Source organism: Serratia bockelmannii (assembly GCF_008011855.1).
Classification (GTDB): domain Bacteria; phylum Pseudomonadota; class Gammaproteobacteria; order Enterobacterales; family Enterobacteriaceae; genus Serratia; species Serratia bockelmannii.
Genome location: NZ_VOUX01000031.1, coordinates 188,161 through 213,972, shown reverse-complemented (window position 1 = coordinate 213,972; position 25,812 = coordinate 188,161). Strand labels below are relative to the sequence as shown.

General features: G+C 58.3%; 23 protein-coding genes. 14 read left to right on the top strand and 9 right to left on the bottom strand.

What is annotated here, in order from left to right; genetic code table 11:
- Positions 1 to 33 precede the first annotated feature (33 nt).
- The 5 genes from lon to bolA form a co-directional block, all read right to left on the bottom strand.
- Entirely contained in the window at positions 34 to 2,388 is a 2,355-nt protein-coding gene (gene lon, locus FOT55_RS15420) for an endopeptidase La (protein WP_025301766.1), read from the bottom strand.
- 194 nt (positions 2,389 to 2,582) lie between these two features.
- The gene (clpX, locus tag FOT55_RS15415) at positions 2,583 to 3,854 is read right to left on the bottom strand and encodes an ATP-dependent protease ATP-binding subunit ClpX (RefSeq protein WP_004940354.1); all 1,272 of its coding nucleotides are present in this window, start codon (positions 3,852 to 3,854) and stop codon (positions 2,583 to 2,585) included.
- A gap of 143 nt (positions 3,855 to 3,997) precedes the next feature.
- On the bottom strand, positions 3,998 to 4,621 hold the full coding sequence (gene clpP / locus FOT55_RS15410; RefSeq protein WP_004940356.1) for an ATP-dependent Clp endopeptidase proteolytic subunit ClpP: 624 nt from the start codon (positions 4,619 to 4,621) through the stop codon (positions 3,998 to 4,000).
- Positions 4,622 to 5,059: 438 nt separating this feature from the next.
- Positions 5,060 to 6,364, bottom strand: a complete 1,305-nt coding sequence (tig, locus tag FOT55_RS15405) for a trigger factor (RefSeq protein ID WP_004940358.1) — start codon at positions 6,362 to 6,364, stop codon at positions 5,060 to 5,062.
- Positions 6,365 to 6,731: 367 nt separating this feature from the next.
- On the bottom strand, positions 6,732 to 7,046 hold the full coding sequence (gene bolA, locus FOT55_RS15400) for a transcriptional regulator BolA (protein WP_004940361.1): 315 nt from the start codon (positions 7,044 to 7,046) through the stop codon (positions 6,732 to 6,734).
- Positions 7,047 to 7,360: 314 nt separating this feature from the next.
- Here bolA and FOT55_RS15395 point away from each other — a divergent pair, with 314 nt between their 5' ends.
- From FOT55_RS15395 to FOT55_RS15360, 8 genes are all read left to right on the top strand, one after another.
- A complete protein-coding gene (locus FOT55_RS15395; protein ID WP_033634001.1) occupies positions 7,361 to 7,939 on the top strand; it encodes a lipoprotein in 579 nt (192 codons plus the stop codon).
- A gap of 51 nt (positions 7,940 to 7,990) precedes the next feature.
- Positions 7,991 to 9,469 carry a muropeptide MFS transporter AmpG gene (ampG, locus tag FOT55_RS15390; RefSeq protein WP_025301764.1) on the top strand — a complete coding sequence of 493 codons (1,479 nt, stop codon included), beginning with the start codon at positions 7,991 to 7,993 and terminating at the stop codon, positions 9,467 to 9,469.
- Between the two features lie 440 nt (positions 9,470 to 9,909).
- Positions 9,910 to 10,860, top strand: a complete 951-nt coding sequence (gene cyoA, locus FOT55_RS15385; protein ID WP_025301763.1) for a cytochrome o ubiquinol oxidase subunit II — start codon at positions 9,910 to 9,912, stop codon at positions 10,858 to 10,860.
- A 3-nt stretch (positions 10,861 to 10,863) separates the two neighbouring features.
- Complete coding sequence (gene cyoB, locus FOT55_RS15380) at positions 10,864 to 12,855, top strand: cytochrome o ubiquinol oxidase subunit I (RefSeq protein ID WP_025301762.1); 1,992 nt, start codon at positions 10,864 to 10,866, stop codon at positions 12,853 to 12,855.
- Positions 12,845 to 13,459, top strand: coding sequence for a cytochrome o ubiquinol oxidase subunit III (locus tag FOT55_RS15375; protein ID WP_004940367.1), 615 nt, complete (start codon positions 12,845 to 12,847; stop codon positions 13,457 to 13,459). Before cyoB ends, FOT55_RS15375 begins: the two co-directional genes overlap by 11 nt.
- Positions 13,459 to 13,797 carry a cytochrome o ubiquinol oxidase subunit IV gene (locus FOT55_RS15370; RefSeq protein WP_016928864.1) on the top strand — a complete coding sequence of 113 codons (339 nt, stop codon included), beginning with the start codon at positions 13,459 to 13,461 and terminating at the stop codon, positions 13,795 to 13,797. Before FOT55_RS15375 ends, FOT55_RS15370 begins: the two co-directional genes overlap by 1 nt.
- Before the next feature lie 17 nt (positions 13,798 to 13,814).
- The gene (cyoE, locus tag FOT55_RS15365; RefSeq protein WP_025301761.1) at positions 13,815 to 14,705 is read left to right on the top strand and encodes a heme o synthase; all 891 of its coding nucleotides are present in this window, start codon (positions 13,815 to 13,817) and stop codon (positions 14,703 to 14,705) included.
- Between the two features lie 198 nt (positions 14,706 to 14,903).
- Entirely contained in the window at positions 14,904 to 16,268 is a 1,365-nt protein-coding gene (locus tag FOT55_RS15360; RefSeq protein ID WP_187181950.1) for an MFS transporter, read from the top strand.
- Positions 16,269 to 16,302: 34 nt separating this feature from the next.
- On the opposite strand, the gene FOT55_RS15355 is transcribed toward FOT55_RS15360, so the two are convergent.
- Positions 16,303 to 16,794 carry a YajQ family cyclic di-GMP-binding protein gene (locus FOT55_RS15355; RefSeq protein WP_025301759.1) on the bottom strand — a complete coding sequence of 164 codons (492 nt, stop codon included), beginning with the start codon at positions 16,792 to 16,794 and terminating at the stop codon, positions 16,303 to 16,305.
- A 182-nt stretch (positions 16,795 to 16,976) separates the two neighbouring features.
- Here FOT55_RS15355 and panE point away from each other — a divergent pair, with 182 nt between their 5' ends.
- Positions 16,977 to 17,888, top strand: coding sequence for a 2-dehydropantoate 2-reductase (gene panE / locus FOT55_RS15350; RefSeq protein ID WP_147823676.1), 912 nt, complete (start codon positions 16,977 to 16,979; stop codon positions 17,886 to 17,888).
- On the top strand, positions 17,851 to 18,441 hold the full coding sequence (gene yajL / locus FOT55_RS15345; protein WP_147823675.1) for a protein deglycase YajL: 591 nt from the start codon (positions 17,851 to 17,853) through the stop codon (positions 18,439 to 18,441). Before panE ends, yajL begins: the two co-directional genes overlap by 38 nt.
- A 65-nt stretch (positions 18,442 to 18,506) precedes the next feature.
- Here yajL and thiI read toward each other — a convergent pair whose 3' ends face one another.
- On the bottom strand, positions 18,507 to 19,955 hold the full coding sequence (gene thiI, locus FOT55_RS15340; RefSeq protein ID WP_043135640.1) for a tRNA uracil 4-sulfurtransferase ThiI: 1,449 nt from the start codon (positions 19,953 to 19,955) through the stop codon (positions 18,507 to 18,509).
- Positions 19,956 to 20,115: 160 nt separating this feature from the next.
- Here thiI and xseB point away from each other — a divergent pair, with 160 nt between their 5' ends.
- The 4 genes from xseB (at position 20,116) to FOT55_RS15320 (ending at position 24,287) form a co-directional block, all read left to right on the top strand.
- Positions 20,116 to 20,379 carry an exodeoxyribonuclease VII small subunit gene (gene xseB / locus FOT55_RS15335; RefSeq protein ID WP_025301755.1) on the top strand — a complete coding sequence of 88 codons (264 nt, stop codon included), beginning with the start codon at positions 20,116 to 20,118 and terminating at the stop codon, positions 20,377 to 20,379.
- 5 nt (positions 20,380 to 20,384) lie between these two features.
- Positions 20,385 to 21,305, top strand: a complete 921-nt coding sequence (ispA, locus tag FOT55_RS15330) for a (2E,6E)-farnesyl diphosphate synthase (protein WP_060432551.1) — start codon at positions 20,385 to 20,387, stop codon at positions 21,303 to 21,305.
- A 34-nt stretch (positions 21,306 to 21,339) separates the two neighbouring features.
- The gene (gene dxs / locus FOT55_RS15325; protein ID WP_025301753.1) at positions 21,340 to 23,205 is read left to right on the top strand and encodes a 1-deoxy-D-xylulose-5-phosphate synthase; all 1,866 of its coding nucleotides are present in this window, start codon (positions 21,340 to 21,342) and stop codon (positions 23,203 to 23,205) included.
- A 107-nt stretch (positions 23,206 to 23,312) separates the two neighbouring features.
- Positions 23,313 to 24,287, top strand: a complete 975-nt coding sequence (locus FOT55_RS15320) for an aldo/keto reductase (RefSeq protein WP_147823674.1) — start codon at positions 23,313 to 23,315, stop codon at positions 24,285 to 24,287.
- Between the two features lie 33 nt (positions 24,288 to 24,320).
- Here FOT55_RS15320 and pgpA read toward each other — a convergent pair whose 3' ends face one another.
- Positions 24,321 to 24,815 carry a phosphatidylglycerophosphatase A gene (pgpA, locus tag FOT55_RS15315; RefSeq protein WP_004940382.1) on the bottom strand — a complete coding sequence of 165 codons (495 nt, stop codon included), beginning with the start codon at positions 24,813 to 24,815 and terminating at the stop codon, positions 24,321 to 24,323.
- Positions 24,808 to 25,800: a thiamine-phosphate kinase gene (gene thiL / locus FOT55_RS15310; RefSeq protein ID WP_043135634.1), complete on the bottom strand. Its 993-nt coding sequence runs from the start codon at positions 25,798 to 25,800 to the stop codon at positions 24,808 to 24,810. Before thiL ends, pgpA begins: the two co-directional genes overlap by 8 nt.
- Positions 25,801 to 25,812 lie beyond the last annotated feature (12 nt).

Here is a 25,812-nt window from a genome sequence, read left to right as displayed (position 1 = left end):
ATAAGTTTTATCAATGGTTTTTGCGATTCGTCACTATTTTGCCGCTACCGGCAGTGCGCCGAAGGCCGGGTTTTGCAACGCAATGTTCAAAACTTCATCGATTCGCTGCACCGGATGAATCTCCAGATCGGCGATAACATTGTCCGGGATCTCCTCCAGATCGCGCTTGTTCTCGTAAGGGATCAGCACGGTTTTGATGCCGCCGCGATGCGCCGCCAACAGCTTCTCTTTCAGGCCGCCGATCGGCAACACCTGGCCGCGCAGCGTGATCTCGCCGGTCATGGCCACATCGGCGCGTACCGGGTTACCGGTCAGACAGGAGACCAGCGCGGTGCACATCGCGATACCGGCGCTCGGGCCGTCTTTCGGCGTCGCCCCTTCCGGCACGTGCACGTGGATGTCGCGTTTCTCGTAGAAATCGGCGTTGATGCCCAATTTCTCCGCGCGCGCGCGCACCACGGTCAGCGCCGCCTGAATCGATTCCTGCATCACCTCACCCAGGGAACCGGTGTAGGTCAGCTTGCCTTTGCCCGGCACGCAGGCGGTTTCGATGGTCAGCAGATCGCCGCCCACTTCCGTCCACGCCAGCCCGGTGACTTCGCCCACGCGGTTTTCGGTATCCGCACGGCCGTAATCGACGCGCTGCACGCCCAGGTAATCCTTCAGGTTGTCGCCGTTGATCTCGATATGCTTGAGCTTCTTGTCCATCAGCAACGTTTTCACCGCTTTACGGCACAGCTTAGAGATTTCACGCTCCAGGCTACGCACCCCGGCTTCGCGGGTGTAGAAGCGAATGATGCCGATGATGGCGCTGTCATCGACCGTCAGTTCGCCTTTTTTCAGCGCGTTGCGCTCAAGCTGCTTCGGCAGCAGGTGCTGCTTGGCGATGTTGAGCTTCTCGTCCTCGGTGTAACCCGACAGGCGGATCACTTCCATACGGTCCAGCAGCGGCGCAGGAATGTTCATCGAGTTAGAGGTGGCAACGAACATCACGTCGGACAGATCGTAATCGACTTCCAGGTAGTGGTCGTTGAACGCCACGTTCTGTTCCGGATCCAGCACCTCCAGCAGAGCGGAAGCCGGATCGCCGCGCATGTCGGAAGACATCTTGTCGATCTCATCCAGCAGGAACAGCGGGTTCTTCACCCCAACCTTAGCCATCTTCTGGATCAGTTTGCCTGGCATCGAACCGATGTAGGTACGACGGTGACCGCGGATTTCCGCTTCGTCACGCACGCCGCCCAGCGCCATGCGCACGTACTGGCGACCGGTCGCTTTGGCGATCGACTGCCCCAGTGAGGTTTTACCCACGCCCGGTGGCCCCACCAGACACAGGATCGGCCCCTTGATTTTGCTGACGCGGCTCTGAACCGCGAGGTACTCGAGGATGCGATCCTTGACGCGCTCAAGGCCGTAGTGATCGGTATCGAGCACTTCCTGCGCCTTGTTCAGGTCTTTTTTCACCTTGCTGCGCGCATTCCACGGCACCTGCAGCATCCAGTCGATGTAGCCGCGCACCACGGTCGCTTCCGCCGACATCGGCGACATCATCTTCAGCTTTTGCAGTTCCGCTTCGGTTTTCTCGCGCGCCTCTTTCGGCATTTTCGCCGCATCGATCTTGCGCTTCAGCGCTTCGTGCTCGTCCGGCGCGTCGTCCATTTCGCCCAGTTCTTTCTGAATCGCCTTCATCTGCTCATTCAGATAGTACTCGCGCTGGCTCTTCTCCATCTGCTTCTTGACGCGGTTGCGGATACGTTTCTCAACCTGCAGCAGGTCGATCTCCGATTCCATCATCGCCATCAGGTATTCCAGACGCTCGGTGATGTCGGACATCTCGAGCACCGACTGCTTGTCGCTGAGTTTCAGCGGCATGTGGGCAGCGATGGTGTCCGCCAGGCGCGCGGCGTCGTCGATGCTGTTCAGTGAGGTCAGCACCTCCGGCGGGATTTTTTTGTTCAGCTTGATATAGCCTTCAAACTGATTGATCGCGGTGCGCACCAGCACTTCCTGCTCGCGCTCGTCGATCGATGGCGACTCCAGGTATTCCGCCTGCGCGGCGAAATGCTCACCGCTGTCGGACAGCGTAGTGATGCGCGCGCGCTGCAGCCCCTCGACCAGCACTTTTACCGTGCCGTCCGGCAGCTTCAGCATCTGCAGGATCGACGCTACGGTGCCAACCGAGAACAAGTCGTTAATGCCAGGTTCATCCGTTGAGGCCTCTTTCTGTGCCACCAGCATGATCTTCTTATCGTGATCCATTGCGGCTTCGAGGCACCGAATCGATTTTTCCCGGCCAACAAATAACGGGATCACCATGTGCGGATAAACCACCACGTCGCGCAATGGCAGGACGGGGATTTCAATGCGTTCGGAACGCTCAGGGTTCATAGAGCTCTCTCTTAGTTTAATTTCCGCCAGGTTGAGGGGGAATCTCATGAGACGCAAGCATCTAACGTTTCATAAAATCTGGTTAATGAGTATATGGGGATGAATCTCTTACATTCAACGGCAAGAATGCAGGAAAAAGAAATGGGGGATGAAATCCCCCATTTTGCTGATAACGCTCTGGTTTGACTGGCTAATTATTCGCCAGATGCCTGGGCTTCCGGCTTGCCGTAAATCAGCAGCGGCTTGGATTGGCCGGCGATCACCGACTCGTCGATCACCACTTTGTCTACGCTGTCCATCGACGGCAGATCGTACATGGTGTCGAGCAGCGCACCTTCCACGATGGAACGCAGGCCGCGGGCGCCGGTTTTGCGCGCCATGGCTTTCTTGGCAATGGCGTTCAGCGCTTCGTCACGGAACTCCAGCTCCACGCCTTCCAGGTTGAACAGCGCCTGATACTGCTTGGTCAGGGCGTTCTTCGGCTCTTTCAGGATCTGAATCAGCGCGTCTTCGCTCAGTTCGCTCAGGGTCGCCACGACTGGCAAACGGCCGATGAACTCAGGGATCAGCCCGAATTTGATCAGATCTTCCGGTTCGGCCTGCAGCAGCAGTTCGCCTTCGGTCGCCTTCTCGGACTCGCCCTTGACGGTCGCGCCGAAGCCGATGCCGGAGCCGGTGTTGACGCGCTGACCGATCACCTTATCCAGGCCGGCGAATGCGCCGCCGCAGATAAACAGGATCTTGGAGGTATCGACCTGCAGGAACTCCTGCTGCGGATGCTTGCGCCCGCCCTGCGGCGGAACCGCGGCGATGGTGCCTTCAATCAGCTTCAGCAGCGCCTGCTGCACGCCTTCACCCGAGACGTCACGCGTGATCGACGGGTTGTCGGACTTGCGGGAAATCTTATCGATTTCATCGATATAAACGATGCCGCGCTGCGCTTTTTGCACGTCATAGTCACATTTTTGCAACAGCTTCTGGATAATATTTTCCACGTCCTCGCCCACGTAACCAGCTTCGGTCAGCGTGGTGGCGTCGGCCATGGTGAACGGCACGTCCAGGAAACGCGCCAGCGTTTCCGCCAGCAGGGTTTTACCGCTGCCGGTCGGGCCGATCAGCAAGATGTTGCTCTTGCCCAACTCGATACCGTTGCTGGTATCGCCGTTGCGCAGGCGTTTGTAGTGGTTGTACACCGCAACCGCCAGCACTTTCTTCGCCTGCTCCTGGCCGATGACGTAGTCATCCAGGTGGTGGCGGATCTCGTGCGGCGTCGGCAGCGCACTGCGCTCACGATGCGGGGCAACTTCTTTAATCTCTTCGCGAATAATGTCGTTACACAGATCGACACATTCATCGCAGATATACACTGACGGCCCGGCAATCAGCTTACGCACTTCATGCTGGCTTTTGCCGCAAAAAGAGCAGTACAGCAGCTTTCCTGAACCGTCTTTGCGCTTATCTGTCATCAGTCAAACCTCTTCTTTAGTCTTGTCCCGCAGGAAAATCACGGCGGCAGTGCGCCCAAACTCATATCGGGAACGCCGAGGGGCTACAAGAGAGCGAGCCCCTGCCCACTCTGATTACTATAGTCCATCGGCGCCGCGTGGTTCTAGCTGCGGTGTGTCAGAATGCCGTCAACCAGGCCGTATTCCACGGCTTCTTCCGCGGTCATAAAGCGATCGCGCTCGGTGTCGCGTTCGATCTGCTCCAGCGGCTGGCCAGTATGCTCGGCCATCAGTTCGTTCATGCGCGCTTTCACCTTGAGGATTTCACGCGCGTGGATTTCGATGTCCGTCGCCTGGCCCTGGTAGCCGCCCAGCGGCTGGTGAATCATCACGCGCGAGTTCGGCAGGCAGAAACGCTTGCCTTTGGCGCCGGCGGTCAGCAGGAAGGAGCCCATCGAGCACGCCTGGCCCATACAGATGGTGCTGACGTCCGGCTTGATGAACTTCATGGTGTCGTAAATCGACATGCCCGCGGTAATTACCCCACCCGGCGAGTTGATGTAGAGGTAAATGTCTTTTTCCGGGCTTTCCGCTTCGAGGAACAGCATTTGCGCCACGATCAGGTTGGCCATGTGATCTTCCACCTGGCCGGTCAGGAAAATGATGCGCTCTTTCAGCAGGCGGGAATAGATGTCGTAAGAACGCTCCCCGCGTGAAGTTTGCTCTACCACCATCGGCACCAGCGCCATGTTCGGTGCAAATTGATCTCGTTCGCCACTGTATGACATTACCGTCTCCTAATAGAAATTGCCTTGGCGGCCAGGGTGTCACCCTAATACGCCGATTCTACTTGAGAACGGCCATGATGACTATGCTCAAGCATTCGACCCGCGCCACACGTACCCGACGGTTATTTCATCCCGCGCACTTTGGCAAACAGCCCCAGAATTATTCTTTACAGATTGGGGGAGCCCGGCGCGATTTCAAGCCCAGAGGCCGATTTTCTCCGCGCGCCGAAAACGATGCCGTTAATCTGACCGTTATCATGCCAGCCAGTTCCCCAGGCAACAGGGTAAATATAGTGCATATTGCCCCGTTTAACCTGAGATTAATCAGCAACGTGGCAAAAAGAAAAGCCCGCAACCTGAGGTTGCGGGCTTTTTCATCGTGCGCCGGTTCGCCAGGCGAAACCGGGGGCGCCGTTCATTGCGCCCGGCACGCCGGCATTACGCCTGTTGAGTCTGGTTCATCAGCTCGCTGAAGGTAGTGGCTTTTTCTGTCACTTTCGCTTTTGCCAGCAGGGCTTCAACCGCTTGCTCTTCCAGAGCCACGTTGCGCATGTTGTTCATCAGCTCTTTGTTTTTGCTGTAGAACTCGATGACTTCGCTTGGATCTTCGTAGGCAGAAGCCATTTCTTCGATCAGCGTCTTCACGCGGTCTTCGTCAGCTTTCAGATCGTTGGTGCTGATCACTTCGCCCAGCAGCAGGCCAACCACTACGCGGCGTTTCGCTTGCTCTTCGAACAGCTCGCGTGGCAGTTCCAGCGCTTGCTTCTCGTTGCCGCCGAAACGCTGTGCAGCCTGACGACGCAGTACGTCGATTTCGCCGTCGATCAGGGCAGCAGGCACGTCAATTTCGTTCGCGCTCACCAGGCCATCGATCGCCTGAGACTTGATGCGGTTACGCACGGCGCCTTTCAGCTCGCGCTCCATGTTCTTGCGAACTTCGGTGCGCAGACCGGCAACGGAACCGTCCGCCACGCCGAAACGTTTGATGAACTCTTCGGTCAGTTCCGGCAGTTCGCGCTCTTCAACTTTCTTCAGCACGATAGCGAATTTGGCCGCTTTGCCCTTCAGGTTTTCCGCGTGGTAATCTTCCGGGAAGTTCACGTCGATGGAGAACTCTTCGCCCGCCTTGTGACCGACCAGACCTTCTTCGAAGCCTGGGATCATGCGGCCCTGGCCCATTGCCAGCACGAAGTCAGACGCTTTGCCGCCTTCGAACTCTTCACCGTCGATAGAACCGGTGAAGTCAACGGTCACGCGATCTTCAGCTTCCGCTGCGCGATCGGTTTCTTTCCAGGTCGCCTGCTGCTTGCGCAGGGTGTCCAGCATCGCGTCGACGTCTTCGTCGTTCACTTCGACCACAGGTTTTTCAACTTCGATGTTTTCCAGGCCTTTCAGCTCAACTTCTGGATACACTTCGAATTCAACGGCGAAAGTGAAGTCTTCACCTTCTTTGTACTCGCCCGGCACGTAGTTTGGTGCGCCGGCCGGATTAATCTTTTCTTTGATGATCGCATCAACGAAGCTACGCTGCATCGCTTCGCCCAGCACGTCCTGACGAACAGAAGCGCCGTAACGCTGTTCCACGATGTTCATCGGCACTTTGCCTTTGCGGAAGCCGTCGATACGCACGCTTTTCGCTGCGTTGATCAGCTCTTTCTTCACCGCCTGCTTGATAGTATCAGCCGGTACAGTAATAGAGAGACGGCGCCCAAGGCCTTGAGTGGTTTCTACTGAAACTTGCATCTTGTTACCTCAAAAAAATCACAGTGCTCGGTCAACTCCGTTCCAAGAACCAGGACGGCTACAGATAAGAACCGAGTTCCCTGATGACAGAAGCGTCCCGAAACCATTCCGGAAAAATAAGACGCGACATTATAGCGGCGCATGCGTGGCGAGTCGAGGAAAGCTAGGCGGCGCAGGCGCGCTAAAACTCACACTTTTGCCGATTCGATCGCCAAAAGGCCGCCAAAACAGACCGAACGTTGGCCACATTGCGCGTCGGCCGTGTCGTCGTCAAAAACAGAAACGGCCCGCAGGCCGTTTCAAAATTCGTCAGTAGTAATACCCTAATTCAAGGGCAAAGTTCCACTGATACCTGAAAATTTCCCCCTCAGGCCAGCGTCCCAGCGCCGCGGCACGGCGGCGAGGCCGGCACGGTATCCTGCAACCCTTCCCACTCCTTGAGCGTATAGGTGTGCAGCGCCAGCGCGTGTACGCCATCGGCCAACTCTTCCGACAATACCCCGTAGATGGAGCGGTGACGCGTCAAAAAACGTTCGCCGACGAAGCGATCGCTGACCAATACCACTTTGAAATGGCTTTCTGAACCCGCCGGAACGTTATGACGATAGCTTTCATCAACGACTTCCAGATACGCGGGCTCAAACGCCGCCCTTAACTTTGCTTCTATTTGCTCGCGAATCATAGGATCTCCTTACAACACCGGCAGAGGACCGTGCCCATCTAGTTCAATATTAGCCGGTTTTCCCCCGTTTAGACCATCGCAGGGACAAATTTCTCTTTTCTGCGGTCAAATGATGAGCGCTATCCCCGTCGCTTGGGGGATTATCCGATTGAGCGGGACAAAAAAGCGTGTTTTTATCAACGGCAGGTAAAAATTTGTCACTCTGGCGCCTTCCGCGCTTCCACCGCACGGCGGCGATGCTATGATGTCGGCAATTTGTTGTCGGCTATCCCACTCTGATTATTGCTAAATCCATCGAGAATGAGACAGAAAACATGTTAAAGAAACTTTGTCTTCCTTTGCTGGCCGCCCTGCTGCTGGCCGGCTGCGCAACCAGCAGCAACACCCTGAACGTCACGCCGAAAATCGTTCTGCCGCAGCAGGATCCTACCCTGCAGGGCATCACCGTCAGCATCAACGGTGCGGATCAGCGTACCGACCAGGCGCTGGCCAAGGTAAACCGCGACGGCCAGCTGGTCACGCTGACGCCATCGCGCGATCTGCGTTTCCTGCTGCAGGAAGTGCTGGAGAAACAGATGGGCGCACGCGGCTACATGATCGGCGCCGACGGCCCGGTGGCGCTGCAGATTGTCGTCAATAACCTGTACGCGGACGTCTCCGAAGGCAACCTGCGCTACAACATCACCACCAAAGCCGACATCTCGATCATCGCCCAGGCGAAGAACGGCAACAAGCAGGTGAAGAATTACCGCTCGACCTATAACGTGCAGGGCGCCTTCACGGCGACCAACGAGAAGATCACCGACGCCGTCAACTCCGTGCTGGGCGACGTGATCGCCGACATGGCACAGGACACCAGCGTCAACGATTTCATCAAGCAAAACGCGCGCTAATCACCGCACCTTGCGCCGCCCGGCGGATCGGGCGGCACAGACAGGGAACTCATGTCGAAACACTATCTGAACATCTTCACCCAGCGTAACTCCGCCATTCTGCTGCTGCTGGGCTTCGCGTCGGGTCTGCCGCTGGCATTGACCTCCGGCACGCTGCAAGCCTGGATGACCGTCGAAAATATCGATCTGAAAACCATCGGCATCTTCTCGCTGGTGGGCCAGGCCTATGTCTTCAAATTCCTCTGGTCGCCGTTCATGGACCGCTATACCCCGCCGTTCCTCGGGCGACGACGCGGTTGGTTGCTGATCAGCCAGCTGCTGCTGGTGGTCGCGATCGTGGCGATGGGCTTCATGCAGCCCGCGCAGCACCTGTGGTGGTTGGCGGCGTTGGCGGTGCTGGTGGCGTTCTGCTCCGCCTCGCAAGATATCGTGTTCGACGCTTATAAAACCGACCTGCTGAAAGCCGAAGAGCGCGGCACGGGTGCGGCGATATCGGTACTGGGTTATCGGCTGGCGATGCTGGTTTCCGGCGGCCTGGCGCTGTGGCTGGCGGATCGCTATTTCGGCTGGCAAGCCACCTACTGGCTGATGGCCGGGTTGATGCTGATCGGCGTGGCGGCCACGCTGCTGGCGCCGGAGCCGGACGAAAGCATCCCGGCGCCGCGCACTATGGAACAGGCGGTCGTCGCGCCGCTGCGCGATTTCTTCGGCCGCAACAACGCCTGGCTGATCCTGCTGCTGATCGTGATGTACAAAATGGGCGACGCCTTCGCCGGCAGCCTGAGCACCACGTTCCTGATCCGCGGCGTGGGGTTCGACGCCGGTGAAGTCGGGCTGGTGAACAAAACCCTCGGCCTGTTCGCTACCATCGTCGGCGCCCTGTTCGGCGGTGTGCTGATGCAGCGTCTCAGCCTGTTCCGTGCGCTCATGCTGTTCGGCGTCCTGCAGGCAGTCTCCAACCTCGGGTATTGGATCCTGGCGGTGACCGACAAGAGTCTGCTCACCATGGGCAGCGCCATCTTCCTCGAAAACCTGTGTGGCGGTATGGGCACCGCGGCCTTCGTGGCACTGCTGATGACGCTGTGCAACCGCTCGTTCTCCGCCACTCAGTTCGCGCTGCTGTCGGCGTTGTCCGCCGTAGGACGCGTCTATGTCGGCCCGATCGCCGGCTGGTTCGTCGAAGCCCATGGTTGGCCGCTGTTCTATCTGTTCTCGATCGCCGCCGCCCTGCCGGGCTTGCTGTTGCTCGGCATCTGCCGCCAGACGCTGGAACACACCCAGCAGCATGGCGACTTTATGCCGCGCACCGAGTTTTCAGAATCTTACCGTTGGGCTCTGCGCTTGCTGACGCTAGGCTGTTCGTTGCTGGGTCTGTGGTTGCTGTTGCTGATCGCCAATGCGCTGGACTGGGCACAGGCACCGCTGTTGGCCGATCGGCTGCTGCAGGTCGGCGCCGCGCTGAGCCTGCTCGGCGTCGCAATGGGCAGCACGCTGGATTACTTGGCGTTGCGCCGCACCCGTTTGGCATAACCTGACCGGCCGGCGATTTCGCCGGCCGAAAAAAAAGCGATCCGAGGGTATATTTATTTCGCTAAAAAAAGATAATCGGCGCGGAAATTATTTTTTTATCCGACTGCGGCGCTCGGAAATAAAATTAAATTCACCTTTAAGACACAATTATTTTACATTAAATAAACCTTTTCTGCGTATTTCCCCGCCGCGCATTTCTTCGCCAAATTCATCATACCTTTAGTTTTCCTTAACATACGGGCTGCTCGTCACGATTCAGCGTGCCAACGCGTTGTTGTCATTAGTAAATTGTCACGCAGGGTTACATCTGTGACCCCCTTAACAGAAAGTGTCAACAAGCCGCTGACACTCCCTTAAGCATGTTTACAGTACTGCAACCTTCCCGTAAAATGCCCGCACACATGAAACGACAATTGAGCCTTTGTTATTGAGGTCGTTAGATGAGACTTAAGAAATACAATAAAAGTATTGGGATGCTGTCATTAATCGCAGCCACTGTATTGCTCAGTGGTTGCGATATGGTTTTGATGAATCCCAAAGGAGCAATTGGTGTTGAGCAACGGACACTGATTATCACTGCAATCGCGTTGATGTTGATCGTGGTGGTGCCAGTTATCTTCATGGCGTTCGCCTTTGCCTGGAAGTATCGCGCTTCCAACAAAGACGCCAAGTACAGTCCGAACTGGGCCCACTCCAACAAGATCGAAGCGGTCGTCTGGACCATTCCTATCATTATCATCGCCATCCTTGGCACCATTACCTGGAAGACTACCCACGAACTCGACCCGTTCAAGCCGATTGTCACCGACAAGAAGCCGATGACGATCGAAGTGGTGTCGCTCGACTGGAAATGGCTGTTCATCTACCCGGAACAAGGCATTGCGACGGTTAATGAGCTGGCTTTCCCGAAAGATGTTCCAGTCGAATTCAAGATCACCTCTAACTCGGTAATGAACTCGTTCTTTATCCCGCAGTTGGGTGGACAGATTTATGCGATGGCCGGCATGCAGACCAAACTGCACCTGATCGGCAACGAAGCCGGTGCCTACAAGGGCATCTCCAGCAGCTACAGCGGCGCAGGCTTCTCCGGTATGAAATTCACCGCGATCGTTACCCCGACCGAAGGCGACTTCGATCAGTGGGTGGCCAAGGTGAAGGCATCGTCTAAAAACCTGAACACCACCGACGACTTTAACAAACTGGCAGAGCCGAGTGAAAACAACCCGGTTGAGTACTTTGCCGCTGTCAAACCGAATTTGTTCAAAGAAACAATTGCCAAATTCATGGGCGACATGGATATGCACAAGGGCGCTGGCGCGCACGAAGGCATGGACATGAGCCAAGGTATGGACATGGGTGAACATGCTGCTCACGCCGGAGCCGAGGAATAACTGATGTTGGGAAAATTAACACTTGATGCGGTTCCGTACCACGAACCGATCATCATGGTCACCGTAGCCGCAATTATTGTCGGGGGCCTGGCAGTGCTGGCGCTGCTGACCTATTTCGGCAAATGGAAGTGGCTGTGGAGCGAATGGCTGACTTCGGTCGACCATAAAAAAATTGGTATCATGTACATCGTCGTGGCGATGGTCATGCTGCTGCGCGGCTTCGCCGACGCCATCATGATGCGTAGCCAGCAGGCGTTGGCGTCCGCCGGCGAAGCCGGGTTCCTGCCGCCGCACCACTACGACCAGATCTTCACCGCGCACGGCGTTATCATGATCTTCTTCATGGCGATGCCTTTCGTAGTCGGCCTGATGAACGTCGTGGTACCGCTGCAAATCGGTGCGCGCGACGTTGCCTTCCCGTTCCTGAACTCCCTGAGCTTCTGGTTCTTCGTGGTGGGCGTTGTGCTGATCAACATCTCCCTGGGGGTCGGTGAGTTCGCTCAGACCGGTTGGCTGGCGTATCCGCCGCTGTCGGGTAAAGAGTACAGTCCTGGCGTCGGGGTCGATTACTGGATCTGGAGTCTGCAGATTTCCGGTCTGGGTACCCTGCTGACCGGCGTGAACTTCTTCGCCACCATTCTGAAGATGCGCGCCCCTGGCATGCCTCTGATGAAGATGCCGGTGTTCACCTGGGCGGCACTGTGTACTAACGTCCTGATCATCGTTTCTTTCCCAATTCTGACCGTCACCATCGCGCTGCTGACCCTGGATCGCTATCTGGGCACCCATTTCTTCACCAATGATATGGGCGGCAACATGATGATGTACATCAACCTGATTTGGGCCTGGGGTCACCCAGAGGTGTATATCCTGGTTCTGCCGGTGTTCGGCGTGTTCTCCGAAGTCACCGCAACCTTCTCCAGAAAACGCCTGTTCGGCTATACCTCACTGGTATGGGCAACCATCGCGATTACCGTTCTGTCGTTCATCGTCTGGCTGCACCACTTCTTCACCATGGGGTCCGGCGCGAACGTTAACGCCTTCTTCGGTATCGCCACCATGATCATTTCCATCCCGACCGGGGTGAAAATCTTCAACTGGCTGTTCACCATGTATCAGGGCCGTATCAAGCTCAACTCCGCGATGCTGTGGACCGTTGGCTTCATCATCACCTTCTCCGTGGGTGGTATGACCGGCGTTCTGCTGGCGGTACCGGGCGCGAACTTCGTGCTGCACAACAGCCTGTTCCTGATCGCTCACTTCCACAACGTCATCATCGGCGGCGTGGTGTTCGGTTGCTTCGCGGGCCTGACCTACTGGTTCCCGAAATCCTTCGGCTTCACGCTGAACGAAAAATGGGGCATCCGCGCGTTCTGGTTCTGGATCATCGGCTTCTTCACCGCCTTCATGCCGCTGTACGCATTGGGCTTTATGGGCATGACCCGTCGTATCAGCCAGAACATCAACCCTGAGTTCCACCCTCTGCTGCTGGTTGCAGCCGGCGGTGCGGCGCTGATCGCCTGCGGCATCCTGTGCCAGCTGACCCAGATCTTCGTCAGTATCCGTGACCGCGAACAGAACCGCGATCTGACCGGTGACCCATGGGGTGCTCGTACTCTGGAGTGGTCAACCTCGTCTCCACCGCCGTTCTATAACTTTGCCGTAGTGCCACAGATCCATGACCGTGATGAGTTCTGGGACATGAAAGAAAAAGGCGAAGCGTATAAGAAACCGGCTAAATACGAACCGATTCATATGCCTAAGAACACCGGCGCCGGCGTTATCATCGCCTTCTTCAGCCTGGTATTCGGTTTCGCAATGATTTGGGAAATCTGGTGGATGGCTCTGGCCGGCTTCATCGGTATGATCGTTGTCTGGATCGGCAAGAGCTTCGATCACGATGTTGACTACTATGTGCAGGTTGATGAAATCGAGCGCATTGAGAACCAACACTACGAACAAATCCGTAAAGCAGGCGTGAACCATGTCAACTGAAACTCTGACCAATCATAACGCAGCCCATGCAGAGCATGGGCACCACGACGCAGGAGAGACCAAAGTCTTCGGATTCTGGATCTACCTGATGAGCGACTGTATTTTGTTTGCGAGCTTGTTCGCGACTTATGCAGTCCTGGTGAACGGGACCGCTGGCGGTCCCTCAGGCAAAGACATCTTCGACCTGAAGTTTGTCCTGGTCGAAACTTTCCTGCTGTTGTTCAGCTCCATCACCTACGGCATGGCGATGATCGCCATGAACAAAGGTAAAGTTGGCGGTGTAAACACCTGGTTGTTCCTGACCTTCCTGTTTGGTCTGGGCTTCGTGGCGATGGAAATCTATGAATTCCATCACCTGATCGCCGAAGGCTTCGGTCCGGATCGCAGCGCGTTCCTGTCCAGCTTCTTCGCGCTGGTCGGCACCCACGGTCTGCACGTGACTTCTGGCCTGATTTGGATCATCGTGCTGATGATTCAGGTGAGCAAGTTCGGCCTGACCGCGACCAACAAAACCCGCCTGATGTGCCTGAGCCTGTTCTGGCACTTCCTGGACGTGGTCTGGATCTGCGTATTTACCGTTGTCTACCTGCTGGGGGTTATGTAATGAGCCATTCATCCCATGAAACCTCTCACGGCGGCGCAAGCCACGGCAGCGTGAAGTCATACCTGATCGGCTTTATCCTGTCGATCATCCTGACGGTAATTCCATTTGCGATGGTAATGAACGGCTCCGCCTCTCATTCCACCATCCTGGCGGTTGTTGTCGGTATGGCGGTTATCCAGGTGATTGTTCACCTGGTTTACTTCCTGCACATGAACACCTCATCGGAAGAGCGCTGGAACCTGGTGGCATTGCTGTTCACCGCTATGATCATCGGTATCGTTGTTGTAGGTTCACTCTGGATTATGTACAACCTCAACATCAATATGATGGTCGATTAAGAGCTGAGCTGCACGTGATGATTAAGCAATACCTGCAAGTCACTAAACCAGGAATTATTTTCGGCAATTTAATTTCTGTCGTCGGGGGATTCCTGCTCGCTTCCAAAGGGAGCATCGACTATCCCCTGTTTCTCGCCACCCTGGTGGGTGTCTCGTTGGTGGTCGCGTCGGGCTGTGTGTTTAACAACTACATCGACCGCGACATCGACAAGAAAATGGAGAGAACGAAGAATCGGGTGCTGGTAAAAGGCCTGATCGCGCCGAGTGTCACCCTGGTTTATGCGACCGCTTTGGGTATTGTGGGCTTTGCGTTGCTGTATATCGCAGCCAACCCGCTGGCCATGTGGCTGGCGGTGATGGGCTTCGTGGTTTATGTCGGCGTTTACAGCCTGTACATGAAACGCCACTCGGTCTACGGCACGCTGATCGGCAGCCTGTCGGGCGCCGCGCCGCCGGTTATCGGCTACTGCGCGGTGACCAACGAGTTCGACGCCGGCGCGTTGATCCTGCTGGCTATCTTTAGCCTGTGGCAGATGCCGCATTCTTATGCGATCGCTATCTTCCGCTTTAAAGATTACCAGGCGGCCAACATTCCGGTGCTGCCGGTGGTGAAAGGCATTTCCGTCGCCAAGAACCACATCACGGTCTACATCCTGGCATTTATGATCGCCACGCTGATGCTGACCCTGGTTGGTTATGCCGGCTACAAGTACCTGATCGTTGCTGCGGCGGTGAGCGTATGGTGGCTGGGCATGGCGCTGCGCGGTTACAAGACCGAAAACGACAGCGTCTGGGCGCGTAAACTGTTCGTGTTCTCCATCGTCGCCATCACCTCGCTGAGCGTGATGATGTCGATCGACTTCAGCGCCACGGCGGCGCCTGAAGCGCTGGTGACCTACGTTTGGTAAGCCAAATCATCTGTGAATGGGCCGCTTTTGCGGCCCATTTTATTTGTCACGCCGAAAAGCGGCCAAACTGTAATATCTGTTAAACAACATTCGATTTACCCCCCCTGCCCTGCACACTAAAATGACGCAGCTTTACAGAAATCATGCCATCAGGCGCTGTCGCAACGTCTGATGGCATGGTTTTTACCGAGGTTTGATGTGAACGATAATTCAATGACCCCGCAGGAGCGCCGCGCCACCTGGGGATTGGGCACCGTATTCTCCCTGCGCATGCTCGGCATGTTTATGGTACTGCCGGTGCTGACCACCTACGGCATGGCGCTCAACGGCGCCAGCGAAGCGCTGATCGGCATCGCCATCGGCATTTACGGCCTGGCACAGGCGGTATTTCAGATCCCGTTCGGCCTGGTGTCCGACCGCATAGGCCGCAAGCCGCTGATCGTCGGCGGCCTACTGATCTTTGCCCTCGGCAGCGTGATCGCCGCCGTCACTGACTCTATCTGGGGCGTGATCCTCGGCCGCGCGTTGCAAGGCTCCGGCGCCATCGCCGCCGCGGTAATGGCGCTGCTCTCCGATCTGACCCGCGAGCAGAACCGCACCAAAGCGATGGCGTTCATCGGCGTCAGCTTCGGTATCACCTTCGCCATCGCCATGGTTCTGGGCCCCATCATCACCCATGCCTTGGGCCTGCATGCGTTGTTCTGGATGATCGCCGTGCTGGCGCTGGCCGGCATCGTCATCACTCTGGCAGTAGTACCTTCCGCCGATACCCATCTGCTGAACCGCGAGTCCAGCATCGTGCGCGGCAGCTTCCGCAAAGTGCTGAGCAACTCGCGCCTGCTGAAGCTCAACTTCGGCATCATGTGCCTGCATATCCTGCTGATGTCGAGCTTCGTGGCGCTGCCGCTAGCGATGGAGAAAGCCGGGCTGGCGGCCAGCGAACACTGGATCGTCTACCTGGTGACCATGCTGGTGTCGTTCGCCGCCGTGGTGCCGTTCATCATCTATGCCGAAAAATATCGCCGCATGAAGCAGGTGTTTATGGGCTGCGTGGCGGTGCTGTTTTGCGCCGAAATGCTGCTGTGGCTCTCCGGCGCTCATCTATGGGGCATCATCGCCGGCGTGCAGCTGTTCTTCATGGCCTTCAACGTGATGGAAGCCATTCTGCCTTCACTGATCAGCAAAGAATCACCGGCCGGCTACAAGGGCACCGCGATGGGGGTCTACTCCACCAGCCAGTTTATCGGCGTGGCGATCGGCGGCAGCCTCGGAGGCTGGCTGTACGGTTTGCAGGGGGCGGGCTTGGTGTTTATCGCCGGCGCCGTGCTGGCCGCCGTCTGGTTCCTGGTCAGCAGCACCATGAAAGAGCCGCCGTATGTCAGCAGCCTGCGCATTACGCTGTCGGAACTGGCGGTGAAGGATTCGGCGCTGGAAAGCCGCCTGAAGGCGCAGCCCGGTGTGGCCGAGGCGATCGTCGTGCCGGAAGAGCGCAGCGCCTACGTCAAGGTGGATACTAAGCAGACCAATCGCGGTCAGCTGGAAGCGCTGGTCAATTCGCTGTAAAGAATTAGGGCCGGCAATGCCGGCCCCGTAGAGATTAATCGCGGAAGTTCTTGAACTGGAACGGCTGCCCCAGATCGCCGCCGCGCACCAGCGCCATCACGCTCTGCAAATCGTCGCGTGACTTGCCGGTCACCCGTACTTCTTCACCCTGGATCTGCGCCTGCACCTTCAGCTTGCTGTCTTTGATCAGCTTGACGATTTTCTTCGCCACAGAGGTTTCAATCCCCTGCTTCAGCTTGGCTTCCACGCTGTAGGTTTTGCCGCTGTGGGTAAACTCTTCCGGGATCTCCAGCGCAGCGCCGTCGATGCTGCGCTTGCTCAGCTTTTCGCGCAGAATGTCGAGCAGCTGTTGCACCTGGAAATCAGACTCGGTGGCAACCTTGATGCTTTGGTCTTTCTCGTTTAGCTCAAAGCTGGCCGGCACGTTGCGAAAATCCCAGCGGGTACCGAGATCGCGGGTAGCGTTCTCAACGGCGTTACGCACTTCCTGCATATCAATTTCGGAAACGATGTCGAAAGATGGCATACTTCTTCCTCCTGAATGAGTGCCTAATAGCTTAGGCGATTTTGATGCCGAGCATGATAACCGCTTTGCCGCCTCAGACAAAATCTGCTGAACGCACGCAGGGATAGCGCTTCGGGCTGCCATAAAGCCTATAGTTAATTCACGGTAATTGAGCGGTATTCCCGTGTTTCCAAGGAGACTGAATGAAAATAACCATTCTTGGTTGCGGCGCGCTCGGACAACTGTGGCTCTCCCGGCTGTATCAGCAGGGCCACGATGTACAGGGATGGCTAAGAGTGCCACAGCCTTTTTGCGCAGTGAACGTGATAGAGCCGGAAGGCGTCTCGTTCAATCGCAATTTGCCCACCAACGATCCGGAGCATCTTGCGCAAAGCGAGCTGCTGCTGGTGACGCTAAAAGCCTGGCAGGTGTCCAGCGCGGTCAGCGCGCTGCTGCCGAAGCTGAACCCCCAGTGCGCTATTTTGCTGCTGCACAACGGCATGGGCACCCAGGAAGAGCTGCCGCCGAACGGCCAGCCCATCCTGCAGGGCACCACCACCCACGCTGCGCGCCACGAAGGCAGCACCATTATCCACGTCGCCACCGGCATCACCCACATCGGCCCAACCTCGCCGGCCGCCCAACACCTCAGCCACCTGGCGGAAATGCTGCATCAGGCACTGCCTGACGTCGCCTGGCACAACAATATTGCCTCGGCCAACTGGCGCAAGCTGGCGGTCAACTGCGTGATCAACCCGCTGACGGCGCTGTACGGCTGCCGCAACGGCGACCTGCAGCGTTACCCGGAACAGATCGAAACGCTGTGCCGTGAAGTCGCCAGCGTGATGGCGATGGAGGGCTACCACACCTCCTGTGAAGGCCTGATGCAATACGTGATGGACGTGATCCACAGCACCGCCGACAACATTTCGTCGATGCTGCAGGACATCCGCAGCCAGCGGCACACCGAGATCGACTACATCACCGGTTACCTGCTGCGCCGCGCGCGCAGCCACGGCCTCACGCTGCCGGAGAATGCGCGGCTGTTTGAATTGATTAAACGAAAGGAAAATGAATATGAGCGTATCGGCGCTGGTCTGCCTGGCACCTGGTAGCGAAGAAACCGAAGCCGTCACCACCATCGACCTGCTGGTGCGGGCGGGCGTAAAAGTCACTATCGCCAGCGTTGCCGGCGACGGCGAGCTGACTATCGTCTGTTCGCGCGGCGTCAAGCTGCTGGCCGACGCGCCGCTGGTGGCGATCGTCGATGAGCCGTTCGACGCCATCGTGCTGCCCGGCGGCCTGAAAGGCGCGGAATGCTTCCGCGACAGCCCGCTGCTGGTGGAGAAGGTGCGGCAAATGCATCTGCAGGGCAACATCGTCGCCGCCATCTGCGCGGCGCCGGCGCTGGTGCTGCAACACCACGATCTGTTCCCGATCGGCAACATGACCGGCTTCCCGGGCCTGAAAGACCAGATACCGGCGGATAAATGGATGGAGCGCCGCGTGGTGTACGATGCCCGCGTCAACCTGCTCACCAGCCAGGGGCCGGGCACCGCGATGGAGTTCGCGCTGAAGCTGATAGACCTGCTGCTTGGTAAAGCCAAGGCGGCGGAGATCGCCGCGCAGCTGGTGCTGATCCCGGGGATGTACGACTTCCGCGACTGAGCGGCTTGCCGATAAAAAAGGGCTGAACATCGGTTCAGCCCTTCTCGTTGATGCCGCTCCGTGCGTTACGGGCGATAAACCTTCACGTTGTTGAAGCCCTGCTCCAACAGGTACAGCGCCTGCAGGCGGCTCATCACGCCGCGCTCGCAGTACAGCAGGTAGGTTTTGCTCTGGTCCAGATTACCAAACTGGGTGCTCAGCTTGTAGAACGGCAGCGCTTTCACTTCAACCTGTTCCAGCTGCAGCGGTTTCTCTTCCTGCTCGTCGTTGGACCGGATATCCAGGATCACCTCGTCGGCGCCAAAGGCCGCGACGGTTTCCACCTCGGTCACCTGTTCCTGCGTCTGTTCGGCGATAGAGCGGATATCAACGTTCTTCGCCTCGCTCACCACGCGGTCAAGAATGCTGAAATCGAAGTGGCTCTCTTCCTCTTCGATCTTGGCCTTGACGGCTTTTACCGTCGGGCTCTTCGAAATCACACCGCAATATTCCGGCATGGTTTTGGCGAAGTCTTCAGTGCCGATTTCGCGCGCCAGCTTGATGATGTGCTCTTTATCGTGCGAGATCAGCGGACGCAGGATCAAGGTATCGGACGCATTGTCGATCAAGCGCAGGTTGGTCAGCGTCTGGCTGGAGACCTGCCCCAGCGCCTCACCGGTCACCAACGCCTGCACGCCGTAGCGTTCGGCTACTTGCGAAGCGGCGCGCACCATCATGCGCTTGAGGACCACGCCCATCTGGCCGTCGTCGACCTTCTCCAGGATCTCGCCCACCACCGGCTCGAAGTCGATAGCGACGAAGCGCACCTTGTGCGAACTGGCGAAGCGATTCCAGAGATAATGTGCCACCTGCTTCACGCCGATCTCGTGCGCAGCGCCGCCCAGGTTGAAGAAGCAGAAGTGCACGCGGCAACCGCGACGCATCAACATATAGCTGGAGACGCCCGAGTCGAAACCGCCGGAAATCAACGACAGTACGTCTTCCTGGGTGCCGACCGGGTAACCACCGATGCCTTCGAGGCGGCGTTTGACCAGCATCAGCTTGTCGTCTTCAATCTCCAGGTTTACCGTGACCTGCGGGCGGCTAAGGTTAACGCGCGCGCTCTCGATATGCTGGTTCAGGCCGCCGCCGACGTAGCGCTCCACGTCCTGCGAATTGAACGCCTGCTTGCCGCGGCGCTTGACGCGCACGCAGAAGGTTTTGCCTTCCAACTGGGCGCGGTAGGCTTCCAGCGTCTGCTCGAAGATGTGGTGGATGTCGGTATAAGCGCGGTCTTCCACTTCCAAAATATGGTGGATGCCGGGAATGCGCGTCAGGGCGTCGGCGATGATCGGCCGCTGGTTTTCATCTTTGGCGCGAACTTCGATATGATCCCAGTGACGGACGACCGCCAGCGTTTCATCATACTGCTTCAGGACGTTGCGAATATTGGTCGAGAGAATCTTGATAAAGCGCAAGCGCACAGATTGGCTCTTGATGGTGATTTCCGGGAACAATTTAATGATAAACTTCATGGCGGTCTTTGTTGTCAGATAAGAATTACGGCGCGGAGTATATCACCATATCGCCGTGCTCTGCGCACAAAACCACACATGAGCGCCATGATTTGCTAATCAAGATCCGCTAGGATAGGCTCTGGCGCCACGGTTCACATGATGACGTAAAAAGAAAATTATGCCGAAAAAACCAGCACAATCAGCCAGTACAGAGCAAACTGCCAGCTTTGAAAGCGCCCTCGGCGAGCTGGAAAGCATCGTGACGCGTCTGGAGTCAGGCGAATTGCCGCTGGAAGACGCGCTGAACGAGTTCGAACGTGGCGTACAGCTGGCGCGTCAAGGCCAGCAGAAACTGCAACAGGCGGAACAGCGTGTGCAGATACTCCTTAACGACAGCGCCGACGATGCGGCGCTGACGCCTTTCACACCGGATACCGAGTAACCGACATGTCTGAGATCGCCCCATCGGCCGCTTTTGCCGATCAAATGCAGATTTTCCGCCAGCGTGCCGATCGCGCGCTGTTGGACTTCATCGCCCCGCTGCCGTTCAACGACGGCAACATGGTGGCGGCGATGCGTCATGGCGCCTTGCTGGGCGGCAAGCGCCTACGGCCGTTCCTGGTCTACACCACCGGCCAGATGTTCGGCGTGTCGCTGACCAACCTGGACGCGCCGGCGGCAGCGGTGGAATGCATACACGCCTACTCGCTGATCCACGACGATCTGCCGGCGATGGACGACGACGATCTGCGCCGCGGCCAGCCGACCTGCCACATTAAATTCGGCGAAGCCAACGCGATCCTGGCCGGCGATGCGCTGCAAACGCTGGCGTTTTCGATCCTGGCCGATGCCGAAATGCCTGACGTGGCGTTGCGCGATCGGCTGGCGATGGTCTCCGAACTGGCGACCGCCAGCGGCGTAGCCGGCATGTGCGGCGGCCAATCACTGGATCTGGAAGCCGAAGGCAAGCGCGTCGATCTGCAGGCGCTAGAGCAGATCCACCGCCACAAAACCGGCGCGCTGATCCGCGCGGCGGTGCGCTTGGGCGCGCTGAGCGCCGGCGAAGCCGGGCGAGCGGCGCTGCCGCAGCTGGATCGTTATGCCGCCGCGGTTGGTCTGGCGTTCCAGGTTCAGGATGACATTTTGGACGTTGTCGGCGAGACTGAGAAAATCGGCAAGCGCCAGGGAGCGGACCAACAACACGGAAAGAGTACCTACCCGGCGTTACTCGGGCTTGACAGCGCGAAAGCAAAAGCGTGGGATCTCTATCAGGAAGCATTAGCTGCATTGGACACTTTGGCAGCGCAATCTTATAACACAGCGCCATTGCGAGCGTTAGCCAGCTTCATTATTGAACGCGACAATTAACGTGTGACGTTAACTCCTCTGATATGAGTATCGAATGAGTCTTGATATAGCCAAATACCCAACCCTGGCGCTAGCGGAAAACCCCGAGGAACTCCGCTCGCTGCCCAAAGAGAGCTTGCCGAAGCTGTGCGATGAGCTGCGGCAATACCTGCTGAACAGCGTCAGTCGTTCCAGCGGCCACTTTGCCTCCGGGCTGGGTACCGTCGAACTGACGGTGGCGTTGCATTTCGTCTACAACACGCCGTTCGATCATCTGGTGTGGGACGTCGGCCACCAGGCCTACCCGCACAAAATTCTGACCGGCCGTCGCGACCGCATCGCCACCATTCGGCAAAAGAACGGCTTGCACCCCTTCCCGTGGCGCGCCGAAAGCGAATACGACGTGCTGTCGGTCGGCCACTCATCGACCTCGATCAGCGCCGGCCTCGGCATGGCGGTGGCGGCAGAGCGTGAAGGCAAAGGCCGCCGCACGGTGTGTGTGATCGGCGACGGCGCCATCACCGCCGGCATGGCGTTCGAAGCGATGAACCACGCCGGCGACATCAACCCGGACATGCTGGTGGTGCTGAACGACAACGAGATGTCGATCTCGGAAAACGTCGGCGCGCTGAACAATCATCTGGCGCAGCTGCTGTCCGGTAAGCTTTACTCCACCCTGCGCGAAGGCGGCAAGAAAGTGCTGGCCGGCGTGCCGCCGATCAAGGAGCTGGTGAAACGCACCGAAGAGCACCTGAAAGGCATGGTGGTGCCGGGTACGCTGTTCGAAGAGCTGGGCTTCAACTACATCGGCCCGGTAGACGGGCACGACGTACAGGGCCTGGTCGCCACGTTGAAAAACATGCGCGATCTGAAAGGCCCACAGCTGTTGCACATCATGACCAAGAAAGGCCGTGGTTACGCGCCGGCGGAGAAGGATCCGATCAGCTTCCACGCGGTGCCGAAGTTCGATCCCGCCAGCGGCACGCTGCCGAAAAGCGCCGGAGGTCTGCCGACCTATTCGAAAATCTTCGGCGACTGGCTGTGTGAAACCGCCGCCAAAGACAGCTCGCTGATGGCGATCACGCCGGCGATGCGCGAAGGCTCCGGCATGGTGCAGTTCTCTCGCGACTACCCGCAGCAATATTTCGACGTGGCGATCGCCGAGCAGCACGCGGTCACTTTCGCCGCCGGGCTGGCGATCGGCGGCTACAAGCCGGTGGTGGCGATCTATTCCACCTTCCTGCAACGCGCCTACGATCAGCTGATCCATGATGTGGCGATCCAAAACCTGCCGGTGATGTTCGCCATCGATCGCGGCGGCATCGTCGGCGCCGACGGCCAGACCCATCAGGGGGCGTTCGATCTGTCGTTCATGCGCTGCATCCCGACCATGGTGATCATGACGCCAAGCGACGAGAACGAATGCCGGCAGATGCTGTATACCGGCTATCACTATAACGATGGCCCGAGCGCCGTGCGCTATCCGCGCGGCACCGGCACCGGCGCTGCGCTGGAGCCGCTCAGCCTGCTGCCGATCGGCAAAGGCGTGGTGCGCCGTCAGGGGGAAAAGATCGCCATTCTCAACTTCGGCACCCTGCTGCCGGAGGCCGCGCAAGCGGCGGAGGCGCTCAACGCCACGCTGGTCGACATGCGCTTCGTCAAACCGCTGGACGAGCAGTTGGTGCTCGAACTGGCCGCCAGCCATGAAACGCTGGTCACGCTGGAAGAGAACGCGATCATGGGCGGCGCCGGTAGCGGCGTTAACGAACTGCTGATGGCCAAACGCCGCCCGGTGCCGGTGCTGAACCTCGGCCTGCCGGACAGCTTCGTCTCGCAGGGCAGCCAGGAAGAGCTGCGCGCCGATCTGGGGCTGGACGCCGCCGGCATTCAGCGCCAAATCGAAACCTGGCTGGCGCAGTAATCAGCCCCCGCGCCTGAAAAAACGCCTCCGCTCTCGGGGGCGTTTTCGTTTCCGCCCTTCGGGATCCGCGCTACAGTTACTGTCTGAGCTGTGAATGGGAGGCAAGCATGAAGTACCTGAAACTGGGCAACACCGATCTGAACGTCTCGCGCATCTGCCTGGGTTGCATGACCTACGGCGAACCGAACCGCGGCAATCACGCCTGGACGCTGCCTGAAGAGAGTAGCCGTCCGCTGCTGAAACAGGCGCTGGAAGCCGGCATCAACTTTTTCGACACCGCCAACAGCTATTCCGACGGCAGCAGCGAGGAGATCCTCGGCCGGGCACTGCGCGACTATGCGCGCCGCGAGGAGGTGGTGATCGCCACCAAGGTGTATTTCCCGCTGAGCAACCTGGAGCGCGGTTTGTCGCGCGCCAAGATCATGCAATCCATCGACGACAGCCTGCGGCGTCTGGGCACCGACTATGTCGATTTGCTGCAAATCCATCGCTGGGATTACGAAACGCCGCTGGAAGAGACGCTGGAAGCGCTGCACGACGTGGTGAAAGCCGGTAAGGCGCGATACATCGGCGCCTCCTCGATGTACGCCTGGCAGTTCGCCAAAGCGCTGTATACCGCCGATCTGCACGGCTGGACGCGCTTCGTCAGCATGCAGGATCAATACAACCTGATCCAGCGCGAAGAAGAGCGCGAGATGCACCCGCTGTGCGCCGCCGAAGGCATCGCCGTGCTGCCGTGGAGCCCGCTGGCGCGCGGCCGCCTGACCCGCCCCTGGGGCGAAACCACCGCGCGGCTGGTTTCCGACCAGTTCGGCAAGAGCCTGTACGAGGAAACCGAAGGCATTGACGCCATTATCGCCGAGCGCGTCGCCAGCCTCGCCGACGAACGCGGCGTGCCACGCGCGCAGATCGCGCTGGCCTGGCTGCTGAACAAGCCGGCAGTCAGCGCGCCGATCGTCGGCGCTTCGCGCAGCGAACAGCTGGACGACGCCATCGCCGCAGTCGATTTGAGTTTGTCGCCACAAGAGGTGGCGGAACTGGAGACGGCTTACGTGCCGCATCGGGTGACAGGGTTTGAATAAAGAGAAGCGGGCGCGAAACAGCGCGCCCGTCTGTCAGAACAGCCCGATCGGCCAGTGGTGCCCAATCAGGTAGATGATGCCGGCGGACAGCACGCCGGCGATAATATCGTCGACCATAATACCCATGCCGCCATGCACGTTGCGGTCGAACCAGCGGATCGGCCACGGCTTCCACATATCCAGAATGCGGAAGATGACGAAACCGGCGGCGACCCAGCGCCAATCGTTGACCGGCAACGCCATCAGCGTGATCCACATGCCGACGAACTCGTCCCAGACGATGCTGCCGTGATCGTGCACCTTCATGTCTTTTGCCGTGCGATGGCAAATATAGACGCCGATGCAAATGCTGAACATCACCGCCAGCGAGTAAAGCTGCCACGGCAGTTGGATCAGCAGCAGCCAGAACGGGATCGCCGCCAGCGATCCCATGGTGCCCGGCATCACCGGCGACAAACCGCTGCCAAAACCGGTGGCCAGCAGGTGCCACGGATTGCTCATCCGCAGCCGGCGCTTGGCTTCATCCATCGGTGCCCGGCTCCGCGTTGAAATGATCGAAGCCGGCCCAGTCCAGCTCTACCGCCTCATCGTCGCGATAATAGCGAATACCTTCAGACAGCGGGCCAATTTGGCCGATACAGGTGTAGTCGGCTCCAAGGTGGCTCAGCGCCACTTCCAGCGCGCCGCGGTTGATCTCCGGCACGGTGAAGCACAGCTCGTAATCTTCGCCGCCCGCCAGCGCCCAACGCAGCGCCTGCTCGGCATCGGCGTGGCTGCTCAGCGCCTGCGACATCGGCAGCTCGTCCAGTACGATGCGTGCGCCACAGTCGCTGGCCTTCAGGATATGCTTCAGATCGGAAATCAGGCCATCGGAGATGTCGATCGCCGAGCTGGCCAGATCGCGCAGCGCCTGCCCCTGCAACACCCGCGGCTGCGGTCGCAGATGACGCGCGACCAGATAATCGCGCGCCGCCGCATCCGTCACCGCCAGGCGATCCTGCAGGATCGCCAGACCGGCGGCGCTGTCGCCCAGCGTGCCGGTCACATAGATCCAGTCGCCGATGCGCGCGCCGCTGCGGGTCAGCGCCCGGCCGGCCGGGATCAGCCCCTGAATGGTCAACGTCATGCTCAGCGGGCCGCGCGTGGTATCGCCGCCAATCAGCTGCATGCCGTAATAGTTGAGCTGATCGAATAGGCTGTCGCTGAAGGCCTTCAGCCACGGCTCGTTCACCTCCGGCAGGGTCAGGGCCAGCGAGAGCCACGCAGGATCGGCGCCCATCGCCGCCAGATCGCTCAGATTGACCGCCAGCGCCTTGTAACCGAGATCGGCCGGATCGATGTCCGGCAGGAAGTGAATGCCCGCCACCAGCGTATCGGTACTGACGGCCACCAGCTGTTTTTCCGGCACTGCCAGCAGTGCGCAGTCATCTCCAATGCCCAACTGTACATCCCGGCGCACGCGCTTAAACCGGTCAAAATAGCGGGCAATGAGGTCAAATTCGCCGCATGCCATATCGATATTCCA